The organism is Pedobacter namyangjuensis (genome assembly GCF_003313325.1).
Taxonomy (GTDB): Bacteria; Bacteroidota; Bacteroidia; order Sphingobacteriales; family Sphingobacteriaceae; genus Pedobacter; species Pedobacter namyangjuensis.
In genome coordinates this window covers 522,743-541,786 of the sequence record NZ_QMHQ01000001.1, presented here as the reverse complement: position 1 = coordinate 541,786, position 19,044 = coordinate 522,743, and the positions used below count along the sequence as shown (strand labels likewise).

Sequence of the window (19,044 nt, the reverse complement as noted above, 5' to 3'; positions counted from 1 at the left end):
CAGATGCTGAACCAAGTTCAGCATGACGAGTTTAATTTAAACAGCTTTCAGCTTTCCTAACGTAGCGTAAAACAAATAAGGCTTCACATTTTCGTAGCCCATTGCCTCTATCAAATTTTTGTAGTTGTTAATTTGCGCAACATGGTTTTGGCTTTCTTCGGCGGTAAATTTATAGTCGATAATACTTACTTGTTTTCCGTTGAGAACCAATTTATCCGGTCGGTAGGTTTTGCCATCTATACCAATGATAGATTTTTCATTTATCTGATCAGCATTTTGGCTTAATAGAGCGCTAAGTTCTGGATGTGATAAAACATCTGCCACTTGTTGTGTATAATCTGCTCTTTCTTCCTCCGATATCAAACCCTCTAAAACCAATTTATCAATTGCGCCAGCCACTTCATCAACCTTGTTTACCTCTGCTAAAATAGCGTGCAAATTGCTTCCTTTTTTACCAGATTTAGTAATGTTATCGATATATTTTTGCGGTCTATTTTCGGTTTCTTCGTAAACTTCTTCTAAACGTGTAGTGGTTGGGTAAGCCGATAAATTTAGCGCATCGAAACTTTCAATTCCATCGCCTTTGGCAGAAAAACTACCAATTTGGATTTCATCTGAGTTTTCAAAATTTTCGGCGTAAGCATTAAAAACGGCATCGCCAACATGGCTTAACGAAGGTTTTTTCTTGCCAGGAAACGAAATGTATATATAATCTTTTGCCCTTGTTGTTGCAACGTATAAACTGTTCAGCGCATCCATGTAATTCATAAGTAGCTCTTCCAGGTAATATTTGGTTACACTAGAACCTTTCAGCTGACTTGTAAATTGCAATGGAATACTTTGTAGATCCGCATATGGCGTATCGCCCATTGGCACCCAAAATGTACTGTTCGGTCTTCCGCCCAATGGCCAATCGCAAAACGGAATAAATACCGCTCTAAAAGCCAAACCTTTCGATTTATGTATAGTCATTACCTGTATCGCGTTAGCCGTTTCTGGCGATGGTAAATTCTTGTTGTGGCCTTCTTCTTCCCACCAATTCAAGAAAGAAGAAATGCCTTTTTCACCTTGTTTAGATGCTTTGTTTGTTAAATCTCTAAAAGCTAAAAGATAAGGCAAAAATGGATTGATATTATTTTTTTTGTAAACATCTAATCCAAAAGCGGTGATTATTTTCTCGATCAATTCTGAAACCGGCAAGCCTAACCAAATTTTATAATTTGAGCAAAAATCTGCTGGTAAAACGTGTTTCAGATTTTCAATTGGTGTATCCTTTAATGCGAAATAGTTATCTCCGTTAATCGCTTTTTCGTGCAGTTGTGCATATAAAGCGATGCAATTTGCTTTGTACAACGCCGAGTTAGCCGGGCTAACTATCAATAGTTTTAACACATTTACCACCAACTTTATCGCCGTACTGCTCGCAATTTTTAAGGCTTCGCCTGATATCACATCTAAACCAGCTTCCATTAAAGCATTTACAACGTCGGTAGCTTCGGCATTGGAGCGTACCAAAACACCAATTTCCCGTTGCTGATAACCTTTTTCATTAAGTAATAGATTTACCTCTTTCAACATTTCGGCTAGCGAAGCTTCCTTTTTATTTTCGGGTTCGGTATCTGTAGCAATGTTTTCTACAATGCCATCAGCATTTGCTTTAGGCTTCTCAAACTCTATTTTCTTTATTTTGATGACACCACCTTTTGTAGTTTTTGGATGTGTATTTTGCGCTACACCTTCATAAATTTTAGTAATGATGTCTGCATATTGGTTTTTTTCATCATTCCAAAAGCCGTTTAACAGTTCATCATCTAAAGGGATTTCTCCGTTGATTTTATTCTGAAGCAGTACCGCCAGTTTCTTATAGAGTTCATTGTTAAATTTGATGATTTCTTCCGTACTACGGTAATTTGCTTGTAGCTCATCATCAAAAACATTGTGCGTTTCTAAATCAGCTTTTGCCTTTTGATGCAGGAGTTTATAATCTCCATCTCGCCACCTGTAGATTGATTGTTTTGCATCGCCAACAATTAAATGATCGTGTAATTTACCGTCGTGTGTGGCAATGGCGTTGCTAACTAAAGCCTTAAAACTGTTCCATTGGTTAGCGGATGTATCCTGAAATTCATCGAACAAAAAGTTTCGGTATTTATTGCCCATTTTCTCCCAAATAAAACTTGGGTTTTCTCCGGCATCTTCGGCAATTCCGTTAAGCAGTTTTTGTGCGTCGCTAATTAACAAGGTTTCATTTTCTTCGCGATACTCTGCCAAAAGCACTGCTATTTCCTGCATCAACCTCAAAAAATAACCGTTTTTGATGAATGCTTTTGCTAAAGTGTAATCGGCAATGCCACCCTCGTAAACTGTAGAAAGCTGATGCAAAATCGGATTAATATCTTCATAAAGTTCATTTGGTTTTCCCTTCGGGAACCAATTTTCTTCATCGTCAACCAATTTTAACACTTTTTCTACATCGCTAAAAGTTCCGTTCATAATGCCTCTAAACTTTAGCAAAGGCGATCTACTTTTGCCTTTAAAGTCCTCAGCACTGAACCCACTAACTTCTATAATACCAAAAGCATTTTCGGCCAAATCAATTAAATCTTTTTCAAATTTCTTGATGTAATTTTTAGAGAAATCGATGTATTTTTTAAAAACTTCGTCGGTATTTTCCGTGCCAAAACTACTTACAGCTAGCTCAAAATCCTTAAACTGATCTTTAAAAACCTCGCCGACTAATTTTAGCAATTCGGCATTATAATTCCACGATTTATTATTGCTAATTCTATCTAGTGCTAATTCTACCACCCATTGCAAAAGATTGTCCTTTTCGTCTAGTAATTTTTCAAGTTTAGTTGTTAGTTCTTTTTTTACCTTTTCGGTATTCATTTCTAAACTGTAACCACTGTCTAAACCGAGTTCGAATGCAAATCCACGAATTACCTTTTGCACAAAACCATCAATAGTACTTACCGAAAAACGACTATAATCGTGCAAAATTTTACGATAAATCAAATCCGCTTTCAACTTTAAACTTTCAGAATTTAAGTGCGGATGTGAGGCTAAAACCAGAACACGGTAATCTTCAATTTTTCTTGAAAAATCGCCTTTGGCAAAACCGAGCAAAACCTGTAGAATTCTGGTTTTCATCTCCTCTGTGGCCTTATTGGTAAAGGTTACCGCTAAAATTTCTCGGTATTTATTATCGCCACTAAATAGTAAAGTAAGGTAATGCGCCGTTAAACTGAATGTTTTACCAGAACCTGCAGAAGCTTGAAGTATTTTGAGTGGTTTTTGCATTGTGTGAAGTTAGCCAAACAAACTCAATCACTCAAACTAATTGCAAACACTTTACCTTATATTTTATAATTCACCATGTAATTATAAAACCATTTTTTACTTTAAACCTCTTTGATTTTTCGCCTCTTTTTCTTTGGCTTTTGCAATAGATTTGCTATTAATCCTTTCCGGACGCTTCTCTATCTCAATTTTATAACCCAACAAACTTCTAATAACCACCGATGCGCAAACTCCGCCAAAAGCGGCAGGCAAATAGGAAATTGTTCCGTATGCAGATCTTTTAAAGTTGCTCCCATCGGTCATAATCAGTGAATCTTTTTTCATTTCCTCAGTAGAGAAAACAGCAATAATACCACTTGCGTTAGCTAGCTTTTTTAGGCGCTTGCGTACATATTGCGCAAAAACACACTGGTAGGTGTCGGGCAGATAGGTGGTACGAAGTTTAGTAGGATCTAACTTTCCGCCGGCTCCCATTGAGCTTACAATAGGCAAATTGAATTCTAACGCAGTAGATAATAAAATAACTTTAGGCGTTATGCTATCTATGCAATCCATTACGTAATCAAACTTGCCAGCTAAAATTTCCCGGCATTTTTGTGGTGTTAAAAAATCCTCAACAACGTGCAGTTTCAGCTCCGGATTAATAGCCAACAAACGCTCTCTCATAATCTCAGCTTTGCTAACCCCATGGTTCGTGGCCAATGCAGGCAATTGTCGGTTTCTGTTACTTGGGTCTACAACATCTCCATCAACAATAGTCATTTCGCCCACACCAGAGCGACAAATAAACTCTGCAGCGAAAGAACCCACGCCACCTAAACCAATTACCAAAACATGTTTGCTTTGTAGTTTTTCTATTCCTTCATCACCTACTAATAAGGCCGAACGCGAAAGCCACGAAACGTCTGACATACTGCTTAATCTAAAGTAAACCTAATTTTTTCCAGTCGGCAAAAATACGTTCTTTAAGTATTTCAACACTACACTTTTTTAAATTTGCCACAGTGCGATAAATTTCTTCGATTGATGTGTCGCTATCATCCGTTTCTAAGAAAAAATTATCTGTTTGCTTTACGAGCTCCGCAGCTCCAGAATCTTCTTTCAAAACTGCGGCTCCAAATGACAGCAAAAATCCCTTGTCAAGCAATTGAAAACCTAACTCCTTGTTTTTGTTAAAACCGTGAATAATCATCGGCATCTTAACTTTTAATTTTTCTTTTAAGGCAATTAGTTCTGCAAACCGCTTTACGCAATGTATAATTAGCGGTTTTTTTAATGCTTCGGCTAAAACAATTTGCTGTTCGAATATCAGCAACTGATTTTCTAAAGAATCACCTTTCAAAGCATCGAGTCCGCACTCTCCTATTAATTTTACATTGGGTTGCCTTGCTAAAACCCGGAGATATTTTAATTGTAGTTCTAAATTCTCCAAATTTGCATGCCACGGATGGAGGCCTATAGAAATTGGTTTTTTCTTCGGCATTGCCAAAAAAATATCACTTGTTAAAGATAAACTTTGAATGCTATTTATCCCTTTGCTAACCGCTGTTTTGTGCGTATGTATGTCCAAAAAATCCATGGCAAAGCAAATATAGCTTTTAGATAATTGTATTTATTCTGTAAATAACAACATTAATACCCTATAATATTAGTAGACTTTATTATTTTTGCGCAACTAAAGAATAACATGAAAAAATTAATCATCCTATTTTCTGCAATATTGCTATCTACAGCAAGTTTTGCACAAGAAAAAAAACCGGCGGTAACTATCTACAACCCAAAGGCTAATGCACAGGCAGATATAGACGCAGCCGTTAAAAAAGCAAAACAAGAGAAAAAACACGTTTTTATACAGGTAGGTGGTAATTGGTGCATTTGGTGCATCCGCTTTCACGATTTAGTAAATGCCACACCAGATTTAAAAAACTACTTAAACAGCAATTACGAAACGGTTTTGGTAAATTGGAGTCCAGAAAACAAAAATGAAGCAGTACTTAAAAAATTAGGTTATCCAGGACGTTTTGGCTTCCCTGTGTTTTTAATATTAGATGGGGATGGAAAATTAATCCACACGCAAAATTCTGCCTATTTGGAAGAAGGTGGTGGCCACAGCGTAAAAAAAGTAACTGATTTTTTAAAGAATTGGAACTACGGCGCCTTGTTGCCAGAGAACAATAAAAACTAGTTTAAATGATTGCAAAAGCCGGAATGCACCAACATTCCGGCTTTTTTTATTTATCGTCTATACTGGAAATCCATTGGTTGGCAACACCAAACTTCTCATTAGGTTTTTTAGCAGCACTTATAACTAGTGTTCCGCCATTGTTTATCTCTTGTTGCGTTATCCAATTTCTATCTATAACTTTTCCGTTTAGCTTTACGCTGTTGATATAGACATTTCCCTTGGCGAAATTTTCGGTAACGACCTTAAAAACTTTAGCATCTGCCACTTTATAATCTATCGATTTAAATAAAGGAACATTTAAGTAATAAACAGGCGCACCTACCAGGGCGGGAGAAAAGCCACTTGCTGTAAATACATACCAGGCAGACATCGCTCCTGCATCATCGTCCATTGTTCTGATATAGGCTTTTGGTTCGTTCTTGTAAATCTTATCCACAAAAGGTGCAATACCTCTACTGTTATCGTTAAAATAGTATTGCACAACAGTATCTGCAGCTAATTGATTCATCCATTTTTGAGATTTCCAAGGTGTTTTAGTCATATTAAACATTAACGGAACCTGCAAATCTGGTTCGTTGGCATGGTTGTAATAATCGCCCAAATAGAACCTGTTTAATTGCGCTAAGTAATTCTCCTCTCCTCCACAAAGTGATATCAAACCCTTAACGTCGAAAGGGACAAACCATCTGTATTGAAATATTGTACCTTGGTAAAGCCCCCTTGCCTGCATCCTATCAATGTCTTTTTTATCGATATCCTTAAAATCCTTATTCCAATAGTTTTTATACTCCTCCGCCTTCGTTATGTATTTTTTATATAATTCTGGCTTGTTTAAATGTTTAAAAACCTGAGCCAAGGCCCAAACATCATAACTAGATTCTAGGGCTTTATCTGGTTTAGAAAAATCCAATCTATCGTTATCGGCAACTAAAGAATCGGCTATTTTTTCGAAATCTACCTTATAACCTTTTCGGTATGCATCTAACAAAACAACTATGGCATGCTCTGTTCTAACCGTATTTGATGGTTCGTTTTGGGTAGCGTAATCTTTCTTTCCGTTAACATAAAGGTTGCTTAACGAATTTGTAATATCTTGATAAATTTTAGGCTGAACGATAGAAAGCAAAGGCAGTTGCGTACGATAGTTATCCCAAATTGCCCACCCGTTGTATAGGTTTTGCTGATTATTATTGTCAGAGCTATTTCTTTTTACATCAACTTTATTAGACTCGCTAACTAAATAGGGCGATTGCATCGTTCTGTAAAACAAAGAATAGAACAACTTCTTGTTGGCTAAATCACCATCAACTTTTATAGCGCCCAGCTTTTCATTCCATTGTTGTTCTGCAAAATTTTTTACGCTCTCAAAATCTAAATTATTAGTGTTTAGCACAGCTTGTTCATTGTCTTTTGCAGAAAACCCAATTCTTAGTGTTATTTCTGTTTCCTTATCATCAAAAGCAATGTTGATGTTATGCTTGTCGATAGCGCTAACATTTATCTTTTTATCCAAATAGATCTGATAATAAACTTTATACTTTCCAGCACCACACGTAGTTTTTGCTTCAATCCAACCCGCTATTCCTTTGGCTGATGATGTATGTTCTTCTGCTACAAAAGCACCAGAAAATGCATGACTAAAATCGATTGTTAGCCCTTTCTTCCCCTTTGGGAAAGTATATTTGTGCAGCCCAGATTTATTAGCCGCTGCAAGCTTAACGTCTATTCCGTTTTTGAAGCCTACGTGATAATAGCCAGGTTTCGCATCTTCGCTTTTTTTAATCAATTCTGATGAAGACTCATCTAGATAAGGTTTCACAAGGATTAATCCACCACTACCGGTACAGCCTACTCCTTCGAAACGATTATGCGTAAAGCCTAAAAATTTCTTCGCGTAGTGCTCGTAACCTGCATGCAAATGAGGATAGGTTTGTGGGCCGATGCTCATCATCCCGAAAGGAGAAGACGCAGCAGGGCTCAACTGACCATGATCTCCAGATGTACCAAGAAAAACATTAACCAAATCGGCTGGTTTAATTGGTTTTTCTTGAGCTATTGATACTGCGTTGAACACAAAACAAATGTAAAACAGAATGATTTTTTTCATTTCGGAACGGCTAAAAAAGATTTATAGTTTTTTTTTAAATTTTATTTTTTAATGGTCAAAATGTTAACAGCTGTAAAGTTTTTTTCGTAAAAAATCAGCCTTAACATTCTCTAATTTTGTTTCAACAATTTTCTAACCTGCGGATTTATGGCTTTTGGGTCGATCTTGTCCGTTAGCTTTAAATACTTTATCGCACTGTCTTTTTGTTTAAAATACGAATAAGCTGATGTTAACTGTGATAAAATCCTCGCATTACTCCTATCTAAAGCATCTGCTTTTTTCAAGGCATCAACCGCCTTATCAAGAAACTCTCTCTTTTGACTGGACGCGAATAACTGACCGTAACTGGAAGCTATTGATTCGTAAACTTTCGAGTTGTTAGGTTTCAGTTTTAAAGATTTCTCAAAATGAGGAATAGAGACTTGGAATTGTTGTTGCCTACCTAACAGATTTCCAAATCCCCAATAAACATTTGCGTTTAAACTATCTAAAAGCCAAGCTTGATTGAAACGCTTCATTGATGTTTCTAAGTCGTTTTTATAAAAATAATCCCAACCTAACTTAGCATAAGATAAAGATGCGGAACTTCTACTATCGAATTTCGTATCTACAAAAGCGAAAAAATCTTTATCCGCTTTTAGTTGTTGATCGCATTTGGGTAAACCTCCGTACATAGGAAGCAAATTATTGCCTTCTTTACAGTCCTGAGCAGATGAGCATCCTACAAGAGATAAACAAATTAGAGCTATAGATAATAATGTCTTCATGAGCGAACGTTATTTTTTTATTTTTTTTTACAAACCATCACCATATTTAAAAAAGCTATTGGCGGTAATTGGCAACTTTCCGGTAGGAATTAATTGGTGTTTAAAAACCGAAGCAGCGGCTTTTTGCATGTAATCTTCTTTTTGATAACCTACTAAAAGCACTTTGGCTTTTTCCAATCCCGGCAATCCCGCTAAGTTATAAGGGTTAGCAAACAAGGCAAAATATGCATTTTTGCTTGCCATATCATTCAACATCATTTTTAAATCGGCACTAACCGGAATATTATTTCCAGGACGTAAACGCGTATCAACAATGGCAATTACAACTTGATCTTCGGGCTTAACTTCCGCTAATACCTTCGAAATTGCATTAGCGTTTGCATTTTTGTCTAAATTAAAAGAAACTGAATTTTTATAATAGCCAACCATTTCCTTTTGAAAAGCAGTTTGACTCGGAGTACCCACATTTATAATTAACGTTCTTTTGTTAGCTGTTAAGTTTTGCAGGCTGTCTCTGCCCCTAAGCAAAGTCATACTTGCGTCGGCAAGCTGTTGCAACAATGCGAAACTCTCTTCTCTATTAACCTCTGCAGCTACGTTATCTTCTTTTATAACTTGCTTTTTGTTTAAGCCCGCCCAATATTTTGCGGTTAAAATCTTTTTTACGCTTTCGTCTATGCGCTCAATGGTTAAACGTTCGTCTTTTATAGCTTGCTTTACCATTTTTACGGCACGTTTGCTATCTTCAGAAAGTTCAAGAATATCATTTCCAGCAATGATGCCCATCACATCGGCTTCTCCATCTTTAAAATATTTTACCACACCTTTCATCTCCATTGCATCAGAAATTACGATACCCTTAAAGCCCATTTGTTCTTTCAAAATACCGGTAACAATTGGTTTAGACAAGGTTGAGGGCATATTCGGTGTAGCATCTAACGATGGAATATTCATGTGGGCAATCATTACACCCGCCGCACCCTGGTTAATAAGTTGTTGAAATGGATACATCTCCAAACTATCTAAACGCTCTCTGGTAAATTTAAGCTGGGGCAAATCATAATGAGAATCTACATCGGTATCGCCATGACCGGGAAAATGTTTAATGCTTACCAATATGCCACCATCTTGCATTCCTTTCATATACGCGGCACCTTTTTCGGCTACATTATATTTGTTTTCACCAAAAGAACGGTAGTTAATTACCGGATTTTTAGCATTGTTATTTACATCTACATCCGGCGCCAGATTCATATGCATGCCAATACGGCGGTAATCTTTGGCAACCTCTAAACCCATTTGATAAATCAACTCTTTATTTTGTACAGCTCCCAAAGCCATTTGGTAAGGATAAGAAATTGTACTGTCTAAGCGCATGCCTAAACCCCATTCTCCATCACTAGTAATAAGCAATGGTACACGTGCTTTTTTCTGATATTTATTAGTTAAAATTGCTTGTCGGCCAGGCCCACCTTGAAAAAATACCAAACCACCTATTTTTTCCTTTTTTATAACTTTTCCAACAGAGTCTGCATAAGCTTTACCCATATTCGTATTAGCCCTAACAAAAAACATCTGCGCTATTTTTTCGCGTTTGCTTAATTTTCTAAAAACTGAATCTACCCAACGAGGCTCATTTTTTAATAGTTCTAAGTAAGAAGGTTGCTGTGCTTTGCTTGCCGTTGCAGAGAAAGTTAGCGCAAGTAAGGCAATAAATATTTTTTTGTTCATCGGTATTTATATAAGGTATTTTCATGGTTCAGCTTTAATGGTATCAACCAAAAAATCCAAAACACAAAATTACTGCCGAAAATTAACCATTTATCCTTCATTAAAACAAACCGCCCGTTATTGTATTAAATTTGATACAGTTTTTTATTGTAGCCAAATTTTCGAAAATCAATGTTTAAACTTCCAAATGGCCGTTTTTTGTTCATTTACGCCATTTGTTTTTGCTAGAACAAGCAGTGTTCTAAAACTTTGGCACATTTATTCCTTAGCTCACATCAAAAATCAATATTGTTTAAAACAAAAAGACATGAAAAGAATATTTATCCTTGCAATTGCCTTGTTTATAACAGGAGTTGCCAACGCTCAAAGTACAGACAAGTTAGTTAGAATCGGTGCAAAAGCAGGTGCCAACTTCTCTAATATTATTAAAGACGACGGCAATAACGACTTTAAAACCGATTATTTGGTAGGTTACCATGCAGGTTTAACGTTAGACATTAAACTGTTAGAAAATTTAGCGTTTACCCCAGAGTTACTTTACTCTACCAAAGGTTACAAAGCAGAAACCGTACTTGGAGATTTTACGCAACGTACCCACTTTATCGACTTGCCAATTTTAGCTAGCATTAGATTGGCCGAAGGTTTAAATGTAGTTGCTGGTCCACAGGTTTCTTTCCTTTTATCAACAGACAATAAATTTGAAAACGGATTTGGAACCGTAGAACAGCAAATTATCGAAGACGAATCAGACCGTTTTAAAAAGAGTTTAGTTGGCGGTGTAATTGGTTTTAGATACGATTTCAACAACCAAGTTGGTATTAATGGTCGCTATGCTTTAGACTTCCAAAAAAACAACAGAGACGGATCTTCTAACACTCCAGAATTCAAAAACCAAGTATTTCAAGTTGGTTTAGGAATTAAATTCTAGGCTAAAAAAATATTACAAAAGCCGTTTCTTATATTTAGGAACGGCTTCTTTTACGCCTTTTTTTAAAATTTGGGCGTGCCCCTAAAGGGTCGGGCTATACATTACAAGTCCTCAGCCTAGGCAAGCTATGGCCTCCGGGCTTTTCTTTACTATCCCTCACGCAGGTTCTGTAACTCGTCAAATAATTTCCTGCAAATTCAAAACAAAACCAGTTCACATTCGGTTGTAACTATATATCGCTCTGCGTAATTAATTGTAAACTAAATTATTTGAGCCATGAAAAATGTAAATATCCCAAAAAACAATGCAAATGTGCAAGGAAGCTCTATAGCAGATAGGGCTAATCACGATGTTAAAGTTGATAAAAAGCAAAATGGCATAACCAATGCCGGCGGACAAAGATCAGATCAAACCAGTAACAAAGACAACGTCAGAAAACGCGGTCAATAATCAAAAAAAGCATCACAATTGTGGTGCTTTTTTATTGGTTAGCTTTTATAAACTCAGCGTACGATTTTTTGATGTAACCAACCAACTCATAGCCATTCATCTGTTTTAAATCATTTGGTTTAGGACGGTACTTATCCATAAACGCCAACAGGTCATTTCCTGTTAATGGCACAACAGACATTACAAATTCTTTCGAAAACCTATTGTCTATAGCTTTTTCTCGCTCATCGCTTAACAGCATTTCTTTAGCTTTTGATGTTTGTTTATTCTTTTTACCAAATAGTTTAAATGCCGAAAGTGCATTGAATCTTAAAATAGAGGCCGTAGAATTTGGATTTATGTTAGCGTGGGGCGATCTATAACTAGGATCTACCGTTACAAACATGTCTGTAAAACTTGGCGGTTTATAGGCGAATACAGAAGCGAACTGGTTTCTTATATCTGTAGAATCTTTTTTGTAATCTCTCTTTGTAGAAATAACCACGGTGTTTAAGCTTACCGCATCTAAATTTAAATAGACGGTTATTGGCGCAGGATTAACTGCCACCACCGTTAACTCCTTTATTTCGTAGCCCATTATTCTAATGCTAAACTTATCGCCGGCCTTTACATCAGCCAGTTCAAACTTGCCTTGCGCATCGGTAATAACTGTATTTTTTACAGTGTGAACTTGTGCATTAGCTATTGGATTATGAGAAACCGCATCCTTAACAAAACCACTTAGCTTTTGCGCGAAGACGTTTGGAAGATAAAAAGAAAACAAAATAAGTAAAATCCATCTCATATAACACTAAGATAGAACACAACTTACTGAAAATTAAAATTTTAACACCCCTTAACATTTACAATATTAGTTTAGATATTTGCTAACCATTAAACTTTAAGCCATGCCCGAATTAATACTTATAGCGGTTCTGATAATTCCGCAATTAGTTGCCGGAATTTATGCCAAAAGTATTGGGAAAAATTTTTGGTTTTGGTTTTTGATCTCCTTCCTGATACCAGTAATCTCTTTGGTGGTGTTATTATTTTTAGATAAGAACAAACAGGAACGAAAATGCTATGAATTAGCAGACCACGTTAAAAGAAATGATAAATAAAAAAGGCCTCGAGAATACGAAGCCTTTTATTTATTTAGAATGGCAAATCGCCAGTTTCAGCTACCGAATCAGTGGTGTATTCGTTTTCGCTTTTTGGCGTTGGGGTGCTTGGCGTATTTTCGAAATCGCTTTTTCTACCCAACATCGTAAAGTTTTCTGCCACAACTTCTGTTACATACTTTTTAACCTTTTCCTTATCTTCAAAAGAACGAGTGCGTAGTTTACCCTCAATGTAAACAAGCTTTCCTTTTTGCAGATATTTAGATGCTACCTCTGCCAAACCACGCCATAGCACAATATTATGCCATTCAGTTTGCTCAACACGTTTGCCGTCCTTATTAAATGTTTCTGAAGTAGCAAGCGGGAAGCTCGCAACGGTAACTCCACCATCTAAGTGTCGAACTTCTGGATCTTTGCCCAGATGCCCAACTAAAATAACTTTATTAATACCCGACATAGTTTTATTTTGGTTTGTTTTTCAAATAAGCTTCAAAAAAATCGTTAATCACCTTTGGTTGTGGCAACTCTTCAAATTGCGAATAAGAAACCGATTTTATTTCTGCATGTAGATTAAAGTTAATCATATAATTCTCTAATGCAAAAAATTGAACATATATAATTTGGTGCGTTAAAATGTGTTTCTTTTTGCTTATAAGCTTGATTTTGGCACTTTCGCCAAAAAAACTTCTAACCTCATTAACAAATTCCTGCTCATTTCCATCTACTTCAACCTCAGTTTCTATCAACGGAAAATCATACATCTGTTGCCAAACGTCGCCAGCGTTTCTCTTTTTTGTTAAAATAATGTCTTCCTGGTTTGTTACAAAGTAGTTTATGAATCTCTCCTTTACTTTTAACTTCTTAAGTTTTATTGGCAAAACATCCACCAGATTATTTGCAAGTGCATAACAACCTAACTGCAACGGGCAAGTACCACATAGTGGTTGTTTTGGCTTGCACTGTAAGGCGCCAAACTCCATGGTGGCTTGGTTATAAATTGCAGGGCGCTGATGGGGAATAAGCTCTTGTGCCAATTTTGCAAAAATTTTCTTGCCAACTGTAGAATTTATCGGTTCCTGGATGCCGAAATATCTGGCGAGCACTCTATAAACATTCCCATCCACCACAGCTTTAGCTTCATTGTTAGCAAATGAGGAAATCGCGGCAGCAGTATAATCTCCAATTCCTTTCAGTTTTATAAGCACATCGTAACTTTTCGGAAAGTTACCATCGTGATGAGTTAGAACCTGTTTTGCGGTAAACAACATATTCCTAGCCCTTGAGTAATAACCCAAGCCCTGCCACAACTTTAATACTTCTTGCTCGCTTGCATTTGCAAAATCCACCACCGTAGGAAAATTTTCCAGAAACTTATTGAAATAAGGCATGCCTTGCTCTACCCTAGTTTGTTGTAGAATAATTTCCGAGAGCCAAATCACATAGGCATCAGTGGTATTACGCCAAGGCAAGTCTCGCTTATTAACTAAATACCAATTAATGATTTCGTTTTGAAAGTTCATTAGGGCAAAAATACTATCAAAAATTAGCATTTCATCAAAACTTGCAATTTCATGATTAATGTTGAAGTAAATAAATCATCTTTTATTTTCCTATCTCATTAAAAAGCAATACTTTTGCAACCCCAAAACAGTTATAACTATATAATACAATAACTTAATAAATATAAAAATATGACTAAGGCAGATATTATTTCAGAAATATCAACAAAAACAGGAATTGAAAAAGTAGACGTGCAGGAGACGGTTGAGGCATTTTTCAAGGTAATCAAGAATAGCATGATTGGCGGCGAAAATGTATACGTTAGAGGATTTGGCAGTTTTGTTGTTAAAAAGAGAGCACAAAAAACTGCTAGAAATATTTCTAAAAACACTGCAATTATTATCCCAGAACACTTCGTACCTAGCTTTAAACCAGCTAAAGTATTCGTAGATAAAGTTAAAAACAACTCTAAAAAAACTAAAGCTTAATAAGTATGATGACTAGTATCCGTTCTAAACAAACTATTTTAATTGCAGTTACGCTGCTTTTAATTGGGTTTTTGTTTACACGTGATATTAAAGGGTTAGTTGAGCCAACTGCGGAAAACGGTAAAACCGATGCCCCTGTTGAACAACCTGCAACCGCACAAATTAGTTTAGAAGAAGCATCTACCACCGCCAAAAATTTGGTAAGCACTTCTGTAGCAAAACAAATTGCCGCTATAGAAGAACGCTATCAAAATGCATCTGGCGCTCAAAAAATTGCCGAAGCCAAATTATTAGCCCAGAAATGGGATGATGTTGAACAAGCGATACCAAGTGGTTTATATTTAGAAATAGTTGCCAAAGCTGAGCCAGCGCTAAACAACTGGTTAGATGCGGGTAATCGTTTCATGAAAGCCTTCGATAACTTACGTGAGGATGAAACTAGTCGTGTAGTTATGTTGCAAAAAGCTAATACTAGCTTTACAAATGCGTTAGCATTAGATAGTACCAGCAACGATGCTAAAACCGGATTGGGTATAACCATAGTAAATGGTTTAGGTGCACCAATGAAAGGTATAGCGATGTTAATGGAAGTTGTTAAAAAAGATCCGAAAAACCTAAAAGCAAATATGAATTTAGGTATGTTTGCGATTAAATCTGGCCAGTTTGATAAAGCAATAATTCGTTTTAACGATATTATTAGCAATATTAAAGCAACACCAGATGCCTACTTTTATTTAGCTACGGCTTATGAATCATTAGGCAAAAACAAAGAAGCAATAGACGCTTATTCAAATAGCAAAAAATTAGCAGCAAGCCCAACTTTATCATCTTTTATTGATAAAAAGGTAGCTGAGCTTGAGAGTAAACGTTAGTTAATAAATTAATAAAAAACATTTAAATTTTAAGATTATGCCAAGCGGTAAAAAAAGAAAAAGACATAAAATGGCTACCCACAAACGCAAAAAACGTTTAAGAAAAAACAGACATAAGAAAAAATAGGATTTCCTATTTCTTAATGTATGGCCAAAAACAAACGCCCGAGAAATCAGGCGTTTGTTTTTGGGTTACAAACGTTTTTTGGTCCATGTGTAATAGAGCATTCGCTTGCTCTAAAATCTGTAGCTTTTGGTAAAGGAATTAATAATCGATTCGGCTCCCACGGGGGCAACCATAGCTTTGATTGAAGACAAACAACTTGTAGAGCTTCATAAAGAACACGTTAACAACAATTACGCCGTAGGCGACATCTACTTAGGCCGCATAAAAAAAATTATGCCCGGCTTAAATGCTGCTTTTGTTGACGTTGGTTATGAGAAAGATGCTTTTTTGCATTATTTCGATTTAGGTCCGCAAGTTCAGTCGTTAATTAAGCTAACAAAAATTAAGCGCAACGGCACAGTTGATGGAACTTTATTAGATAATTTTAAACTTGAGGCTGACATAAATAAAGCGGGTAAGATATCCGACATTGTTAGTAAAAATTTGATCATTCCCGTTCAAATTGCAAAAGAACCAATTTCTACTAAAGGCCCGAGATTAAGCTCTGACTTATCTATTGCAGGTAGGTATATTGTTTTAGTGCCCTTTTCAAACGTTATATCGATTTCTAAAAAGATTAAAAGCAATACCGAACGTAATCGACTAAAGAAGATTATCGAAAGTATTAAACCGAAAAATTTTGGTGTAATCATTAGAACGGTTTCCGAAGGAAAAGGAGTTGCCGAATTACAAAAAGATTTATTAGACTCTGTTTCTAAATGGGAAAGTTTTTCGAAAAAACTGCCAGACGCAGAGCCTTCTAAACGGGTTTGGGGGGAGATGGATCGTACTTCTACCCTAATCAGAGATATTTTAAGTACAGATTTTGCTAACGTTTACGTTAACGACCCTAGTGTATTTGAAGACATCCGCTCGTACGTGCACGAAATCTCTCCGGAGATGGAAAAAATTGTAAAACTTTACAAGCACAAAGAGCCAATCTTCGAACATTTTAGTGTCGAAAAGCAAATCAAAAATGGTTTTGGCAAAACCGTAAATCTTGCCGGTGGTGCTTATTTAGTTGTAGAACATACCGAAGCTTTACACGTTATTGATGTAAATAGTGGTAATAGAACTGCAAGTAAGGAAAACCAAGAAGAAAATGCGCTTCAAGTAAATAAAGAAGCAGCTAAAGAAATTGCTCGTCAATTAAGATTAAGAGATATGGGCGGTATTGTAGTAATCGATTTTATCGATATGCATAAACCGGCAAACCGTAAAATTCTTTTTGATTATTTGCGAGAACTGATGTTGTTAGACCGTGCCAAACACACCATTTTACCTCCTAGTAAATTTGGTCTGGTACAAATTACGCGTCAAAGAGTTAGGCCAGAAATGAACATTGTAACGGTAGAAAAATGCCCTACTTGTGATGGAACTGGCGAAATTAAAGCAAGTATTGTTTTAATGGATGATATAGAAAGTAATTTGAATTATATTTTGCAAGAGCAGAACGAGAAGAAAATTACTTTATGCGTACACCCGTATATTGCGGCCTATATAAAAAAGGGAATTTATTCATTACAAATGAAATGGTTCTTTAAGTTTGGCCAACGTATTAAGGTAAGGGCGATATCATCGTATAATCTAACAGAGTTTCATTTCTTATCATCAAAAGACGAAGAAATTAAATTATAATTTCCGATTTAAAATCGACGAATTTAAAAAGCCTGGTTTCAGTAGAAATCAGGCTTTTTTGTTTAAAACTAAATCTATTTTTTAAGGCGATTAGGTTTAAATTCGTGCTAACAAATCGTCATTCGTAAATCTAAAATCGTAATTCAAATTGGCTAAAACTAAATCAGCATATTTCTGTCAAAGCTGTGGCTACGAATCTGCAAAATGGCTTGGCAAATGCCCTTCATGTAATCAATGGAATACCTTTGTGGAAGAAATAATAGACAAAGGAAACGTTGCAACATGGAAATCGGCTAGTGGCACGCAACGATTAAACAAACCAAACAAGGTTGAGGAAATACAGAGCGCCGACGAGGAAAGAACAACAACCAGTGATGCTGAACTCGATAGAGTATTAGGGGGCGGTTTAGTCGCAGGTTCCGTTACCTTAATTGGGGGCGAACCAGGTATCGGAAAATCAACCTTAATGTTGCAGTTGGCTTTAAATGTTGAAGGAAGAAAAGTACTTTATGTATCTGGTGAAGAGAGCGAACAACAGATAAAAATGCGGGCTGAACGCATTACAAAAGATCCAAAATCTAACTGTTATATTCTAACAGAAACTTCTACGCAAAATATCTTTAAACAGATAGAGCAATTAGAACCAGAAATAGTCATTATAGACTCTATTCAAACCCTGCACTCTGCTCATATCGAATCGACGCCCGGAAGTGTATCTCAAGTTAGAGAGTGCACTGCAGAACTTTTAAGATTTGCTAAAGAAACCAATACGCCAGTTTTTCTGATTGGCCACATTACCAAAGACGGCGCAATTGCTGGTCCGAAAATTTTAGAGCACATGGTGGATACCGTTCTGCAGTTTGAAGGTGATAGACATCATATCTATCGCATTTTGCGCTCTATTAAAAATAGATTTGGCGCCGCTGCTGAGTTGGGTATCTATGCCATGCAAAGTAGCGGGCTTAGGGAGGTTTCTAATCCCTCAGAAATCTTATTATCACAGCGTGATGAAGAACTAAGTGGAATAACTATAGGCGCCACTTTAGAAGGCGCCAGGCCCATGCTAATTGAAACACAAGCATTGGTTAGTGTAGCAGCTTACGGAACGCCTCAACGGTCTGCAACGGGTTTCGATACCAAACGTATGAACATGCTGTTAGCAGTTTTAGAGAAACGTTGTGGCTTTAGACTAAGTGCAAAAGATGTTTTCTTAAATATTGCCGGCGGTATTAAAGTTGAAGATCCAGCCATAGATTTAGCTATCATGGCAGCAATTATTTCATCTCACGAAGATATTTTTATCTCCTCAAAAATATGCTTTGCTGCTGAAGTTGGCTTGTCGGGTGAAATTAGAGCGGTTAACAGAATTGAGCAACGCATTTCTGAGGCCGAAAAACTAGGCTTCGAAAAGATTTTTATCTCAAATTATAACCTAAAAGGATTAGTTAAGGATAAATTTAAAATAGAAATAATAACGGTTAGCAAAATCGAAGAAGTTTTTAGTCTCCTATTTGGATAATTTTGTAGTTCTAAATCGTTGCAAATCGGCAATTGGTTGCCCAATTATGGGTAATTTACTACAAATTTCCACATGCACACTTTATGAATTTTAAATTGGCACAGGATTAAAAACACATCAACACACTAATTACCAAATAATTATACCAACCGATAATGAAAATTTAAATTTTGGACAGCTTATTGTAATATGCTTAGTGTTCTTATCCAGTAATGGGTGCTAACAAAACAATAGGGATGATTGACCTCACCGCTGGAAAGCTGTGAGGTTTTTTTGTGCAATAAAAGTAGTTA

17 protein-coding genes are annotated in these 19,044 nt (G+C 36.4%); 8 read left to right on the top strand and 9 right to left on the bottom strand.

Annotated features, from left to right (window positions below):
• Nucleotides 1-36: 36 nt before the first annotated feature.
• The 3 genes from DUT69_RS02535 to DUT69_RS02525 all read right to left on the bottom strand — a co-directional run bounded on the left by DUT69_RS02535 (nt 37) and on the right by DUT69_RS02525 (nt 4,879).
• Nucleotides 37-3,300 (bottom strand): UvrD-helicase domain-containing protein, encoded by a 3,264-nt coding sequence (locus DUT69_RS02535; RefSeq protein ID WP_113651560.1) that lies wholly within the window; start codon nt 3,298-3,300, stop codon nt 37-39.
• A 96-nt stretch (nt 3,301-3,396) separates the two neighbouring features.
• Entirely contained in the window at nt 3,397-4,212 is an 816-nt protein-coding gene (locus tag DUT69_RS02530; RefSeq protein WP_113651559.1) for a tRNA threonylcarbamoyladenosine dehydratase, read from the bottom strand.
• Between the two features lie 10 nt (nt 4,213-4,222).
• Nucleotides 4,223-4,879 (bottom strand): TatD family hydrolase, encoded by a 657-nt coding sequence (locus DUT69_RS02525; RefSeq protein ID WP_113651558.1) that lies wholly within the window; start codon nt 4,877-4,879, stop codon nt 4,223-4,225.
• A 108-nt stretch (nt 4,880-4,987) separates the two neighbouring features.
• Between DUT69_RS02525 and DUT69_RS02520 the strand changes: the two genes are divergently transcribed.
• Nucleotides 4,988-5,485 carry a thioredoxin family protein gene (locus tag DUT69_RS02520; RefSeq protein WP_113651557.1) on the top strand — a complete coding sequence of 166 codons (498 nt, stop codon included), beginning with the start codon at nt 4,988-4,990 and terminating at the stop codon, nt 5,483-5,485.
• A gap of 46 nt (nt 5,486-5,531) precedes the next feature.
• Here DUT69_RS02520 and DUT69_RS02515 read toward each other — a convergent pair whose 3' ends face one another.
• From DUT69_RS02515 to DUT69_RS02505, 3 genes are all read right to left on the bottom strand, one after another.
• A complete protein-coding gene (locus DUT69_RS02515; protein ID WP_113651556.1) occupies nt 5,532-7,592 on the bottom strand; it encodes a glycoside hydrolase domain-containing protein in 2,061 nt (686 codons plus the stop codon).
• Between the two features lie 110 nt (nt 7,593-7,702).
• Nucleotides 7,703-8,359 carry a tetratricopeptide repeat protein gene (locus tag DUT69_RS02510; RefSeq protein ID WP_113651555.1) on the bottom strand — a complete coding sequence of 219 codons (657 nt, stop codon included), beginning with the start codon at nt 8,357-8,359 and terminating at the stop codon, nt 7,703-7,705.
• Between the two features lie 27 nt (nt 8,360-8,386).
• A complete protein-coding gene (locus DUT69_RS02505; RefSeq protein ID WP_113651554.1) occupies nt 8,387-10,090 on the bottom strand; it encodes a glycoside hydrolase family 3 protein in 1,704 nt (567 codons plus the stop codon).
• 307 nt (nt 10,091-10,397) lie between these two features.
• Here DUT69_RS02505 and DUT69_RS02500 point away from each other — a divergent pair, with 307 nt between their 5' ends.
• Nucleotides 10,398-11,018: a porin family protein gene (locus tag DUT69_RS02500; RefSeq protein ID WP_113652452.1), complete on the top strand. Its 621-nt coding sequence runs from the start codon at nt 10,398-10,400 to the stop codon at nt 11,016-11,018.
• Between the two features lie 276 nt (nt 11,019-11,294).
• On the top strand, nt 11,295-11,468 hold the full coding sequence (locus tag DUT69_RS19335; protein WP_205314200.1) for a hypothetical protein: 174 nt from the start codon (nt 11,295-11,297) through the stop codon (nt 11,466-11,468).
• A 31-nt stretch (nt 11,469-11,499) separates the two neighbouring features.
• Here DUT69_RS19335 and DUT69_RS02495 read toward each other — a convergent pair whose 3' ends face one another.
• A complete protein-coding gene (locus tag DUT69_RS02495; protein WP_113651553.1) occupies nt 11,500-12,252 on the bottom strand; it encodes a carboxypeptidase-like regulatory domain-containing protein in 753 nt (250 codons plus the stop codon).
• A gap of 103 nt (nt 12,253-12,355) precedes the next feature.
• Between DUT69_RS02495 and DUT69_RS02490 the strand changes: the two genes are divergently transcribed.
• On the top strand, nt 12,356-12,568 hold the full coding sequence (locus DUT69_RS02490; protein WP_113651552.1) for a hypothetical protein: 213 nt from the start codon (nt 12,356-12,358) through the stop codon (nt 12,566-12,568).
• 34 nt (nt 12,569-12,602) lie between these two features.
• Here the strand turns inward: DUT69_RS02490 and DUT69_RS02485 are convergent, their stop codons facing one another.
• A complete protein-coding gene (locus DUT69_RS02485; protein WP_113651551.1) occupies nt 12,603-13,025 on the bottom strand; it encodes a single-stranded DNA-binding protein in 423 nt (140 codons plus the stop codon).
• Between the two features lie 4 nt (nt 13,026-13,029).
• Entirely contained in the window at nt 13,030-14,088 is a 1,059-nt protein-coding gene (gene mutY / locus DUT69_RS02480) for an A/G-specific adenine glycosylase (RefSeq protein ID WP_113651550.1), read from the bottom strand.
• A 171-nt stretch (nt 14,089-14,259) separates the two neighbouring features.
• Between mutY and DUT69_RS02475 the strand changes: the two genes are divergently transcribed.
• From DUT69_RS02475 to radA, 4 genes are all read left to right on the top strand, one after another.
• The gene (locus tag DUT69_RS02475) at nt 14,260-14,556 is read left to right on the top strand and encodes an HU family DNA-binding protein (RefSeq protein ID WP_113651549.1); all 297 of its coding nucleotides are present in this window, start codon (nt 14,260-14,262) and stop codon (nt 14,554-14,556) included.
• Between the two features lie 5 nt (nt 14,557-14,561).
• Nucleotides 14,562-15,428 (top strand): tetratricopeptide repeat protein, encoded by an 867-nt coding sequence (locus DUT69_RS02470; protein ID WP_113651548.1) that lies wholly within the window; start codon nt 14,562-14,564, stop codon nt 15,426-15,428.
• A 253-nt stretch (nt 15,429-15,681) separates the two neighbouring features.
• The gene (locus DUT69_RS02465) at nt 15,682-17,232 is read left to right on the top strand and encodes an Rne/Rng family ribonuclease (protein ID WP_113651547.1); all 1,551 of its coding nucleotides are present in this window, start codon (nt 15,682-15,684) and stop codon (nt 17,230-17,232) included.
• Nucleotides 17,233-17,380: 148 nt separating this feature from the next.
• The gene (gene radA / locus DUT69_RS02460) at nt 17,381-18,751 is read left to right on the top strand and encodes a DNA repair protein RadA (protein WP_113651546.1); all 1,371 of its coding nucleotides are present in this window, start codon (nt 17,381-17,383) and stop codon (nt 18,749-18,751) included.
• The last annotated feature ends 293 nt before the right edge of the window (nt 18,752-19,044 follow it).

Bases quoted from the DNA above. Each gene is read 5' to 3' on its own strand.
- DUT69_RS02535 (WP_113651560.1), bottom strand. From the start codon at position 3,300: ATGCAAAAACCACTCAAAATACTTCAAGCTTCTGCAGGTTCTGGTAAA.
- DUT69_RS02530 (WP_113651559.1), bottom strand. From the start codon at position 4,212: ATGTCAGACGTTTCGTGGCTTTCGCGTTCGGCCTTATTAGTAGGTGAT.
- DUT69_RS02525 (WP_113651558.1), bottom strand. From the start codon at position 4,879: ATGGATTTTTTGGACATACATACGCACAAAACAGCGGTTAGCAAAGGG.
- DUT69_RS02520 (WP_113651557.1), top strand. From the start codon at position 4,988: ATGAAAAAATTAATCATCCTATTTTCTGCAATATTGCTATCTACAGCA.
- DUT69_RS02515 (WP_113651556.1), bottom strand. From the start codon at position 7,592: ATGAAAAAAATCATTCTGTTTTACATTTGTTTTGTGTTCAACGCAGTA.
- DUT69_RS02510 (WP_113651555.1), bottom strand. From the start codon at position 8,359: ATGAAGACATTATTATCTATAGCTCTAATTTGTTTATCTCTTGTAGGA.
- DUT69_RS02505 (WP_113651554.1), bottom strand. From the start codon at position 10,090: ATGAACAAAAAAATATTTATTGCCTTACTTGCGCTAACTTTCTCTGCA.
- DUT69_RS02500 (WP_113652452.1), top strand. From the start codon at position 10,398: ATGAAAAGAATATTTATCCTTGCAATTGCCTTGTTTATAACAGGAGTT.
- DUT69_RS19335 (WP_205314200.1), top strand. From the start codon at position 11,295: ATGAAAAATGTAAATATCCCAAAAAACAATGCAAATGTGCAAGGAAGC.
- DUT69_RS02495 (WP_113651553.1), bottom strand. From the start codon at position 12,252: ATGAGATGGATTTTACTTATTTTGTTTTCTTTTTATCTTCCAAACGTC.
- DUT69_RS02490 (WP_113651552.1), top strand. From the start codon at position 12,356: ATGCCCGAATTAATACTTATAGCGGTTCTGATAATTCCGCAATTAGTT.
- DUT69_RS02485 (WP_113651551.1), bottom strand. From the start codon at position 13,025: ATGTCGGGTATTAATAAAGTTATTTTAGTTGGGCATCTGGGCAAAGAT.
- mutY (WP_113651550.1), bottom strand. From the start codon at position 14,088: ATGAACTTTCAAAACGAAATCATTAATTGGTATTTAGTTAATAAGCGA.
- DUT69_RS02475 (WP_113651549.1), top strand. From the start codon at position 14,260: ATGACTAAGGCAGATATTATTTCAGAAATATCAACAAAAACAGGAATT.
- DUT69_RS02470 (WP_113651548.1), top strand. From the start codon at position 14,562: ATGATGACTAGTATCCGTTCTAAACAAACTATTTTAATTGCAGTTACG.